Genomic DNA, 11,237 nt, shown 5'->3' on the forward strand with positions numbered 1-11,237 from the left:
GGATATGGTTGAGAACCTTGCGTGACATACCCGGCACTCATTTTGTAAACAAATAGAGTGCAGGCTTCCTCTTTCAACGGGAGAGCCTCGACGCGAGCCATCTCTAAGCTGGTCTTATCCTCCCTCCGTAGGTTTTACTCACCTTTATTTTATGTGGTACTTACTAGCAAGATAATTACTTATCTTTTCCGGCAGACTCCCTGTGTCCCAAGGAGTAGAATTGTTGATTTTTTCACCCATCCATCAGCTCTTTTATGGCTTAGCGGGATATTGGGGCTACCAGTCAGAAACTGATAGGTGGTGTCTAGCCTTTATACAACGGAAAGTTCGCCCACCACGGCTACTCTTGTCATCTCCGGTTAGTTCGATCCTATCATGGATTCGCTATCGCTCAATTTCTTTGCTGCTCGTTTTCATCCCGTCACTCATCCTGTAAACGGATAGAGTGCGGGACTTCCCACTCGTATTAGTTAAAATATCAAACGCCGCACCGTGCCATCATCTGTAAATTGCTGTTCCCCAATCCCCACAACTTCGACAGTAATTTCGCGCTCCGAAATCGCAAATTCCCCCTCCCGCGCCGCAATTTCAACTATCATTTTTCGCCCTTCCAAATACACCTTGTAATTAGTCGTAGCCCAGACAGCTTGTTCGTACTCAAAACTGTGTCCATCGTCCTCATAAAGCGTCCATTCACCAGTTCCGGGCCAAATTCGCATTTTCAATGAATCGATCGCCCTTTCCTCAACAAATTGCCTCACAGGCGCTAACGCAATTATCCCCCCACCGCGCGCGTACAACGGCATTCTCTCCACAGGTGCATCAGCCAAAATGTGCGTCGGGCCCTGATAGCATTCGCCCGTCCACCAATCGTACCAAGTCCCCTCCGGCAAATACACGGCGCGATGCTCAACTCCCTGTCGGTAAACGGGTGCAGCCATCAGCGATGGGCCGAGCAATACTTGATCGTAAAGGTGATAAGTTGTACGATCGCGCGGAAAGTGATAAAGTAGCGGTCGCAAAATCGGTGTTCCCGCGATCGCAGCTTCCCAAAAAAGCGTGTAAATGTACGGCAATAACTGATAGCGTAAATTGATGTATTCGCGGCAAATCTGCTCGGTGCGATCGCCAAAAACCCACGGTTCGTGCTGCGCCGTCGTCATCGCCGAATGACCGCGCATCAACGGATACAGCATCCCCACCTGCATCCACCGCGCGAACAATTCAGCGGTTGCATTCCCCGCAAAGCCGCCGATGTCGCAACCGACAAACGCGACGCCGGAAAGCCCCATGTTGCAAAGCATTGGTAGCGACATTTCTAAGTGTTCCCACTGCGATTGATTGTCGCCCATCCACACGGAGGAGTAGCGCTGCACCCCCGCAAATCCCGATCGCGTCAACACAAAAGATCGATCGCCCCCTCGGACTTTTTGCAACCCTTCCGCACAAGCTTTCGCCATCATCAACCCGTACAAATTGTGGGTTTCGGCGTGAGTTGTGCGATCGAATTCCGGGCCCTGCGGTGCATCCAGCGGAAACCAAATGTGTTCGCCACCATCGCCAAAAGGTCGATCGGCGATCGCAGGTTCGTTCATGTCGTTCCAAATCCCCGCAACGCCCATATCTGTCAGGCTTTTGTGCAATTCGCCCCACCACTGGCGCACGTCGGGGCGCATGAAGTCGGGAAACACGGCTTTGTCGGGCCAAACGTAACCGTGGAAAAGCTTTCCGTCGGCGGTGCGGACGAAATAGTCGTTTTCCACACCGCGATCGAATATTTCATAATCTGCTTCCGGTTCGTACTTGACACCGGGATCGACAATTGTGACAACTTTGAAACCGACTGCTTTTAAGTCTGCGATCAGTTTCGCCGGATCGGGGAAACGCTTTGGGCTCCAAGTAAAAACCCGGTAGCCGCGCATATAGTCAATGTCGAGGTGGATGACATCGCAGGGAATGCTGCGATCGCGAAATTCCCGGGCCAACTCCCGCACAACGTCCTCGGATTCGTAGCTCCAGCGGCACTGGTGGTATCCCAGCGCCCATTTTGGCGCGAGTGGCATCCGGCCGGTGAGCTGGGTGTAGGTGGCGAGAATTTGGGCGGGTTCGGGGCCGTAGATGATGTAGTAGTCGAGTTCCGTGTCTCGGGTTTCCATCCGCAAAACCCCTGGTGTTTCCGCGCCGATGTCGAATTGACTCCAAAATGTGGTGTTGAAAAAGATGCCGTAAGCGCGATCGGGATTCAGGGCGATGTAAAATGCGATCGCCTGGTACATTTCATCGGTGACGGAATTGTAGTCGAGGGCGTCAATTGTCCAGTTTGTCTTGACTTCGGAGAGTTTGTCGAGGAAGCCGGTGCGTTGGCCGAAACCGTAGAAGTGTTCGTCTGTTTCGATGCGCTTCCAGGCGGCGGTTGCACCTGTGCGCCATCCCATCGGGCGATCGCAGTCGCTAGCAAAGGGTTTTCCTGATTTGTCAAAGCATTCGATGGCAGGGCGATCGCGCTTGACAGAAATTGTTATTTGTGCTGTTTCAATTTCGATTTTTTCCGCTGTTTCTCGCACTTCAAAAGGTACAATTTGCCATTCTTCGTCGGGGAGAGTTACGGAGTGCGATCTATCTTTAAATTCACCTGTCGGGGACATTCGCACTCGAATTAAATTCGGCGCGAGGATGCTGATTTTGAGAGAGGAGTTGGTACAGTTGAAGTGAATTGTGCGATCGGTTTTGTCGATCGATTGTATAGAGCCAATAATTGACCAAGGCTGTTCGGTAGTTTGGAGTTTTCCGAAGTATTGCGGCATATACTATGAATCGAAATATTATAAATTGTCGTTTGATGAGTTAAGGGTTGTCATCTGGCAAAAGGAAGAAACAAGTAAATCAACCTCATTAAACATAAAACTCTCTCCCTATTAAAAACCCGATCTACCTGCTAAATACTTGCAAAATTTTCTGCACTCCGTTCTTTTCTAGCCTCTCAAACTGCTGCCGTTCATCAGCAGTAAAAACAGTTGTAACTTCCCGTTTATCCGACATTTGTGCTTCCAAAACTCCACGGTTGAAGAAAACAACTTCACCCGTACCAAAAAAGACGATCGCCCTTACCCGATCGCCTTTTAGCCAAAATCCCACTCCATCTCCCACTTCCACCAGGGCTTCCGATGCACTGACAATGGTTTTACCGCCATTGGTAGAACACATGATGTAGCTAATATTTTTGACGGTTTTTGTGGCTTTTTGACAGGGTTGAGCCTGAAGTTGTTTCAATTCTAGATCGTAATTTTCCCGATTCATGACAGGCTTAATTTGATTTAGCAAACAGCGATCGGGTATACCATCACCATCATCATCCATGCGGATGTCGTCCTGTTGTCCGTCGCGATCGCAATCAATCGCCGGCCCGATCTGTCTGCTGGGTTTCGCCGATTGTGCTAGTGCACCGCCACTGATGGCAGAGCTTAATAATAGCAGGGCGATCGGCAATAATTTGAATAGCATCATATTGAAAAAATATCCTCGGTCAAATTTTAGCACCATGCTGTTTTAATAGCTTAATAATTTGCAGATTAGAAGATTTATCGGCAATACTTAGGAATGAGAATTAAATAACTTACAATTTTTATTGTTCTTGTGGGATGGGCGTCCCGCCCGTCACGAAAGGACGGGCGGGACGCCCATCCCACAAATATGTGTAAATTATTTAATTCGCGATCCTTAGATGCTATCTCTTCATTCATGTGCTCGATAACCACCAAAGTAATATCATCAAACACCTTGACTAATAAGTGATGTTTGTTGAAGTATCTTCACAGGATACTAAGCTTGTTCGTTGATAGTTGCTGTTAACTCTGCCGGCAATTCAAACTTGCCATCGGCACCGGGTTCAAACTCAAAAACTTGCAACACAGCATCCACATTTAGCGGCCCGTAAATGTGCGGGTAATCCTCACCGGCGGCAAATTCATACTTAAGTTCAGATTCTATTTTTTCCGAGTCAATCCACAGCAGCAGCAATCCTGTTTGTCCTACAAAAAATTTATTGGCAGATTTCAAAACTTGCGGCAGAGTCGAACAGTGGATAAATCCTTCTGTATCTAACGTATCTCCGCGATAGGATTGCACTTGTTTTGCTTCTTCCCACTGTTGGCTGCGGGTGATGTGAAAGATAACGCTCATAGTTTGATGGATTTTAAGTGCGATCGCCAATTGGCAGTAAAATCTGAGAAGGACAACTCCCGCCACAACTTACTGTCAGCGTCATAATTTTAGCATCAATTAACCGCGCTGCACCCGGAGGCGCACAAGTTCCCGGATTCACGTCATAAGCTGGAAAACAAGCGGCACTCAAACTCAGGCGCATTGAATTGTGAAACTGGCATCTTGCCCGTTCCTACCTATTTCTGCAAGAGGTATACTGAAGTCCGAACGATCTAACTTAGCGCGTTTAGCTGTTTATTTTGCGGACTGAAGTCCTCACTACAAACCTAGCACGGCACGAGTACATCCGATCGCCCGAGAACCCTCATATCTTCCTCATCGAGTTCGACTGGTGTACCGCTGCGAATTAGTTCCACAAAATCCTCGTTTGGCACCATAATGCACAAAGTGTAAAGACGTTCGCTGCCCGTATTTTCAATGACGTGAGTGCCAGTTGGAGGCACTAACAAACTATCACCAGGTTTAATACTAACTGTTTTGCCGTCGCAAGTCGCTTGCCCTCTTCCTTTGAGTACAAAAAACATTTCTACCGCAAATTGATGGCGGTTGGGAGGAGTTTTTCCGCCCGGATCGAAAATCTCGATGCAAACAGTTAATGAGGCATTCGCGGTTGCCGGATCGAAAACTATGGCTAATCTATTAGTATCGCCCGGGCTGATGCGAAATGCTTGGTAGTCTTGAGGCGATTTCATCACCGGAATCATGCACTGGTTTGTCATTTTTTTATTCTTAGTTGTGAGTTGTTATAGCTGAAGGAAGAAGGAAGAGGGAAGAGGGAAGAGGGAAGCAGAACCCAGGATTTTAGCAATTAAGAACTTCCTAACCGTCTCGGACGGTTGCTATATGTTTCGGGTGCATCTCAATGAATGCAAATATACTCGTAGGGGCGAAGCATTTCGGCAGTAAATCTCTGATTCTGGTTCATAAATTATGTGCCGAAATGCTTCGCCCTTGCCAAAATGAGATGCACCCTATGTTTCTGCTGTCATTAGTGAGCATTCAGAGTCATTAGTCCGTGGCTCAACCTCCCCAGTTTATTGCTAATGACCAATGACTAATGACCAATGACCAATGACCAATAACCAATGACTAATAACTAATGACTAATGACTAATGACTAATTCCCTAGTTATTTAATTGCTTCTAACATAGCCTGAGAATCAGACAAAAACCCAAAACATTGTTTAACGTTATAAAGAGTAGCCTGCCAGCAATACTCTGGAGATGTGGTAGCTGTACAATCTTTGACTAAAATGCAGTCGTAGTTTAGAAAACAAGCATCTTGTAGGGTAGCCATGACACATTGATCGGCGTTGACTCCGCCAAAAAAAAGTGTAGTTCTTCCCAGGTTCCGTAGGATACTATCTAAAGGAGTATCCCAAAAGGCACTCATGCGATATTTATCAATGCAAATATCCTCTGGTTTCTGTTCTAATTCATCAACAACGGCGGCCGCCCAACTCCCCGCCATCAAAACAGATGCGCCGTTTTTGGGTAGCGGATCTCCCAAACCTACGCCCTCGCCCGTGGGATTGTAAACGTGGCGCGAAGCTGCGCTAATATTGAGCAAATCGGGGCGGTTTCCCCAGTTTATCCAAATAATGGGTACTGCGTGCGATCGCAATTTTGGCAGCAAATTTTGCAAAGGATTAATTGGAGTGCGCGCAGGGGTTACATCGACGCCGATGTGTGATAGCCAACCGTCGGGGTGACAGAAATCGTTTTGCATATCTATCACTAGCATCGCTGCTTTTGCTAAGTCCAATCGCAGGGTTTTCGTTTCTGTTTCTAGGGTAACAGGTTGAGGCGCGATCGGCGATCGGGTGATGTCGGCAATTTTAGCATCAACTTTCCAAGCATTTGGCGCAACGCCCAAGGTGCGGAGGCTATCTGGATTCATATTAGATTGCGACTGAAAAACCACTTCAATTTTATAACTCTTTGATTGTTGCTAACTTGCGATATCTTAAATCTTTGCTAAGATTAAGTCTCAGTATCAAACGTAACTGTTTCGATCTACTTGATGCTTTATTGAAATTAACCAAATTTAGGCAAAAAGTTTCTAGTTTCCAGGCTATTTTATCGTTCCCAGCCATAGCCTGGAAATTCCTTGCAGGAGGCTCTACCTCCAGTAAACCACAGGCGAGGCTCTTTCTCGCTTATATGCATTACCAGCCATAGCCTGGGAACGAGATTAAACGATATTTAAAAGGCTGAGAACGAGATAAAAGAAGATGATCTAGTCCTAAAATAGAAATAGATGTGAATTCACCAGAAAAGCTAAATCTATGAGTTTTACAATCCAAAATGCTTTGATTCCGGTTGAGAGTGGTTATGAAACCGCAGACGTGCAAGTGGCGAATAATTGCATAAGTGCGATCGCGCCCAATTTAGCTCCTACAGTAATAGCAATTGATGGCAAAAATAAGCTGCTGCTTCCCGGTTTTGTCAACGCGCACACGCACTCTTCTGAAATGTGGCAGCGCGGGATTATTCCGCCTTTACCGCTGGAGTTGTGGATTGGCGAACTGTACGATTTCACGCCTCTCGATCCGGAACAAGTTTACTTGAGTGCCTTGGGAACTGCGGTAGAAACATTGCTCTCGGGCGGTACAAGTGTAGTCGATCATTTAGTTTTGATTCCGGGGCAAGAATTAGAGACGATCGCCGCCGCAGTTCGCGCTTATCAAGAAATCGGCATCCGCGCTTTTATCGGGCCGTTAATTCAAGATGAATCCCTGACAGCGGGAATGCCTGCGGGCGAGAGTGGCATCGAGCACGCGGCTTACATTCGCTCGACAAATGCAACTTTGGAACTCATGGAAGCAGCTATCAAACAGTTTCACTATCCAGAAAAAGGTGTTAATATATTGCTGGCACCGACGGGAATTCAACTGTGTTCTGATGCTTTGTTTGAAGGCTGCATCGATTTGGGCGATCGCTACAATCTTTGCCTGCACGCCCACCTCTTAGAAACGCCAGCTCAAAAACAGTTAGCTCGCGAAAAATACGGCTGTAGCGCTGTCGAACATTTGCAACAAATCGGTTATTTAAGTCCGCGCACTTCCTTAGCGCACTGCGTGTGGCTGGACGATTCTGATATTGCAATTATGGCAGAAACCCAATCGACAGTCGTACACAATCCCCTCAGCAACCTGCGGCTGGGAAGCGGGATTGCACCGATTTTGAAATACCGCAAAGCCGGAGTAAACGTATCTTTTGGCTGCGACGGCGCCGCTAGCAACGACTCTCAAGATTTGCTGGAAGCGATTAAAATGGGTTCAATTCTGCACAATATTACGGATTTGGATTACCGCCACTGGATTACACCGCGCCAGTCTGTAGAAATGGCATCGCTGGGGGGAGCAAAAGGCTTGAATCTCGGCGATGAAATTGGTTCGCTAACTGTCGGCAAAAAAGCCGATTTAGTGCTGTACGATTTAACCAGTTTATCATTGTTACCGCGCACCGATCCGATTGGTTTGCTAATTTTGGGACGCCCGACAAATACGGTAGATAGCGTTTGGGTAAACGGCAAACAAATTGTCGCTGAAGGTAAGGTTAAAACCATTGATGTTGATGGTTTGAGGCGGCAATTATTCGATCGCAGCGAGTGGAGTAGCAAGCGCCAATCGCCGATGGTGGGCGAGATTGAATCGCACTACCGCCAAGTGATGAAATTGCCACTCGGCGGTTGAAACCGCGACTAGACAGACAAAACCCGAGGAGGCGGGTTGAAGAAAGACTCGGCGGTTGAAACCGCGACTATACAGACAAAACCCGCCTCCGCGGGTTCAAGAAAGTCAGGTTTGCAGTGTGAACGTTACAGTATGATATTAGATTGTGGTGTTTGCGAAAAATTGATGATTAAACTGCACAAATGGCGGCGGATACTGGCTTTAATAGTTGTTTTTGCGATCGCCCTTACCTCCGCCGCAATTTTCTCCCCCCGAATGGAAGCTCAAACTGCACCCAAAACCCCAACCACCGAATTGCGCGGCATCTGGCTGACTAATATTGACAGCGACGTTATTTTCTCCCGCAACAACATCATTGACGCTGTAAATCGACTGGACAAACTCAACTTTAACACCATTTATCCTACGGTTTGGCAAGGAGGCTATACGCTTTATCCCAGCGCTGTAGCCAAACGAGTATTCGGAAAGTCGATCGACCCATCACCAGGATTGCAAGACCGAGACATTCTCAAAGAAATTATAGCACAATCCCACAAAAAAAGTATAGCAGTAATCCCGTGGTTTGAGTTTGGTTTCATGGCTCCCGCCGAATCGGAATTAGCCAGACTTCACCCTGACTGGCTGGCGACGCGACGCGACGGTTCAACTATTTGGAAAGAAGGCACGCACGATCGAGTTTGGCTGAATCCTTTTCATCCGGAAGTTCAGAAATTTATCTTAGATTTAATCTTAGAAATCGTCGATAATTACGATCTAGATGGCATTCAATTTGACGACCATTTCGGTTTGCCCGTAGAGTTTGGCTACGAGCCGCAAACAGTGTTAATGTATGAAAAACAAATCAAAAGTCCTCCCTCCAATGACGCCCGCGAAACCTTCTGGATCCGCTGGCGCGCCGACAAAATCAACGACTTCATGGGGCGAATTTCCCGCGCCATCAAATCCCGCAAACAAAAATGTATTATTAGTTTATCTCCCAATCCGTTGCACTTTGCTTTACCCGCCCACTTGCAGGACTGGTTTAGCTGGGAAAGACGCGGTTACATCGAAGAACTTATAATACAGGTGTATCGCAATGATATCAAGCGTTTTAATGCCGAACTGGAACGGGAAGAAGTCAAACTCGCCAAAAAGCACATTCCAACTGCGATCGGTATTTTAACAGGTTTGAAAAACAGTTCTATTCCGCTGTCACAAATTCAAGAGCAAGTGCAAGCAGTCCGAAACAGGAATTTTGCAGGAGTTTCCTTCTTTTTCTATGAAAGCTTGTCAAATTGGGCCAGCGAAACTCCCGAACAGCGAAATTCTGCCCTGCAAGAATTCTTTCCCACAAAGATGCAACGCCCGCCTGTTTAAAACCGTTCGTAGTGAGGACTTCAGTCCTTCTTCTTCTTCGTTCGTAGTGAGGACTTCAGTCCTTCTTCTTCTTCGTTCGTAGTGAGGACTTCAGTCCTTCTTCTTAAGATTATTAAGGACTAAAGTCCTCACTACGAACCTTGAAAATAGATATAATGTTTAACACTAAATTAATTTACCGCATTTGTATTCTTAATTTATGTCTGATTGCTATCCTTGCTGCAATCGGCTACCTGACTCCCCGAAAGTGGGGAGAGTCCTCGCAAAAAAATTGCACAGTTAGCGTACAAGTTTCTAACCAAGGCATCCACACCGAAATCATCGTTCCAGTTAAAAATCAATACTTTGACTGGAATCAATATTTACCAATTACACAAATAGGACGAGAGGCAAATTATGATTATAAATATTTGTCTTTTGGCTGGGGAGATCGAGCTTTTATGCTGGAAAGTCCCACCTCAGCAACCATCAACCCAGTTATAGCTTTCAATGCTCTATTTCTCCCTACTCCGTCTACCCTCCACGTTCAAGGTTATCGAGTTTTTCCTCAAGATATAGAAACCAAATGTGTTAAAATTAGTGGGAAAAATTATCGGAGGCTGGTAAATTTCCTTAAAAATACATTCCAATTAGACGCAGCAGGTAATAAAATAAAAATCAGCTACGGCTACTACAACACTGACAGTTTTTATGAAGCAAAAGGCAGTTACTCTATTTTGAGAACTTGCAATGACTGGACGGCTGAAGCTTTGCGAGAAGCTGAGATTGATACTCCTTTGTGGTCAACTCTATCGTCATCGATTATGTTTCATTTAAATAGCGGTTGTGAAGGTATTTAAACAGTTGACAGTTGACAGTTGACAGTTGACAGCAGTCAATTACCAATTCCCAATTCCCAATTCCCAATTCCCAATTCCCAATTCCCAATTCCCCAATTCCCCAATTCCCAAATATTATGAATGTAATTCCAGCGATCGACCTTTTGGACGGAAAATGCGTCAGACTCTATCAGGGAGACTACGCCAAGTCCCAAACTTTTAACGAAAATCCCGTCGAAGTCGCCAGACAGTGGGTAAATGAAGGCGCCACAATGCTGCATTTGGTAGACCTCGATGGGGCAAAAGCAGGTCATCCTGTAAACTTAGCAGCTATTGAGGCGATCGTCCGCGCAGTAGACGTTCCCTGTCAATTAGGAGGCGGAATGCGCGATCGCCCTTCTGTCGCGGCAATTCTCAAATTAGGCGTTCAGCGCGCCATTCTCGGCACTGTCGCCGTCGAACAACCGCAATTAGTCGGTGAATTGTGTGCCGAATTTCCAGGTCAAATTCTCGTCGGAATCGATGCCAGAAACGGTAAAGTTGCTACCAGAGGCTGGCTGGAAACTTCCGAAGTTTTAGCGACAGAATTGGCGCAAAAAATGGCAGAATTAGGGGCGGCTGAAATTATTTACACCGACATTCACCGCGACGGCACCATGGAAGGGCCGAATTTGGAATCTTTGCGGGAAATTGCTAGCGCCATCTCGATTCCGGTGATTGCTTCCGGCGGCGTCAGTTCGATCGCAGATTTGTTAAGTTTGTTGGCTTTGGAACCAATTGGTGTCAAAAGTGCGATCGTTGGTAGAGCAATTTATACCGGCGATATCATGCTAAAAGAAGCAATTCAAGCAGTAGGACAAGGAAGATGGCAGGATGTTCCCCCAGATTTGGGTTCTTCAAGTTTTGCTTGATACAGCAAATTCCACATTTATGAAGTACACCCGCCTATCGCTCAATCCCCGTAGGGACACGGCAATGCCCATTAGTGTCAACTTAACGTCAAACCCATTCAGAGACTATTGTTTGACGATTAAAGCCAGATCCCCCCTAACCCCCCTTAAGAAGGGGGGGACAGGAGTCTTCTCAAAGTCCCCCTTCTTAAGGGGGATTTAGGGGGATCTGGACTCAGGTAAAAACGAGACTT

Annotated in this window: 10 protein-coding genes; 4 read left to right on the plus strand and 6 right to left on the minus strand. The window is 46.6% G+C overall.

Going from position 1 to position 11,237, the window contains the following annotated elements; genetic code table 11:
* Positions 1–470: 470 nt before the first annotated feature.
* The 6 genes from JGK07_RS19970 to JGK07_RS19995 all read right to left on the minus strand — a co-directional run bounded on the left by JGK07_RS19970 (position 471) and on the right by JGK07_RS19995 (position 6,121).
* Positions 471–2,804, minus strand: a complete 2,334-nt coding sequence (locus JGK07_RS19970; RefSeq protein WP_293241456.1) for a glycoside hydrolase family 31 protein — start codon at positions 2,802–2,804, stop codon at positions 471–473.
* Between the two features lie 124 nt (positions 2,805–2,928).
* Positions 2,929–3,504, minus strand: coding sequence for a hypothetical protein (locus JGK07_RS19975; RefSeq protein WP_293218828.1), 576 nt, complete (start codon positions 3,502–3,504; stop codon positions 2,929–2,931).
* A 315-nt stretch (positions 3,505–3,819) separates the two neighbouring features.
* Positions 3,820–4,179, minus strand: coding sequence for a DUF952 domain-containing protein (locus tag JGK07_RS19980; RefSeq protein ID WP_293176898.1), 360 nt, complete (start codon positions 4,177–4,179; stop codon positions 3,820–3,822).
* Between the two features lie 13 nt (positions 4,180–4,192).
* A complete protein-coding gene (locus JGK07_RS19985; RefSeq protein ID WP_366025916.1) occupies positions 4,193–4,363 on the minus strand; it encodes a hypothetical protein in 171 nt (56 codons plus the stop codon).
* A 124-nt stretch (positions 4,364–4,487) separates the two neighbouring features.
* Complete coding sequence (locus JGK07_RS19990) at positions 4,488–4,940, minus strand: cupin domain-containing protein (RefSeq protein ID WP_293146325.1); 453 nt, start codon at positions 4,938–4,940, stop codon at positions 4,488–4,490.
* A 410-nt stretch (positions 4,941–5,350) separates the two neighbouring features.
* Entirely contained in the window at positions 5,351–6,121 is a 771-nt protein-coding gene (locus JGK07_RS19995; RefSeq protein WP_293176900.1) for an isochorismatase family cysteine hydrolase, read from the minus strand.
* A 388-nt stretch (positions 6,122–6,509) separates the two neighbouring features.
* Between JGK07_RS19995 and JGK07_RS20000 the strand changes: the two genes are divergently transcribed.
* The 4 genes from JGK07_RS20000 to hisA all read left to right on the plus strand — a co-directional run bounded on the left by JGK07_RS20000 (position 6,510) and on the right by hisA (position 11,004).
* Entirely contained in the window at positions 6,510–7,919 is a 1,410-nt protein-coding gene (locus tag JGK07_RS20000) for an amidohydrolase (RefSeq protein ID WP_293241459.1), read from the plus strand.
* Between the two features lie 165 nt (positions 7,920–8,084).
* Positions 8,085–9,275, plus strand: a complete 1,191-nt coding sequence (locus tag JGK07_RS20005; RefSeq protein ID WP_293205530.1) for a glycoside hydrolase family 10 protein — start codon at positions 8,085–8,087, stop codon at positions 9,273–9,275.
* A gap of 155 nt (positions 9,276–9,430) precedes the next feature.
* Positions 9,431–10,114, plus strand: a complete 684-nt coding sequence (locus JGK07_RS20010) for a TIGR02117 family protein (protein WP_293205532.1) — start codon at positions 9,431–9,433, stop codon at positions 10,112–10,114.
* A 116-nt stretch (positions 10,115–10,230) separates the two neighbouring features.
* A complete protein-coding gene (gene hisA, locus JGK07_RS20015) occupies positions 10,231–11,004 on the plus strand; it encodes a 1-(5-phosphoribosyl)-5-[(5-phosphoribosylamino)methylideneamino]imidazole-4-carboxamide isomerase (RefSeq protein WP_293176908.1) in 774 nt (257 codons plus the stop codon).
* Positions 11,005–11,237: the final 233 nt, after the last annotated feature.

The organism is Microcoleus sp. PH2017_24_DOB_U_A (assembly GCF_020738205.1).
GTDB lineage: Bacteria > Cyanobacteriota > Cyanobacteriia > Cyanobacteriales > Microcoleaceae > Microcoleus.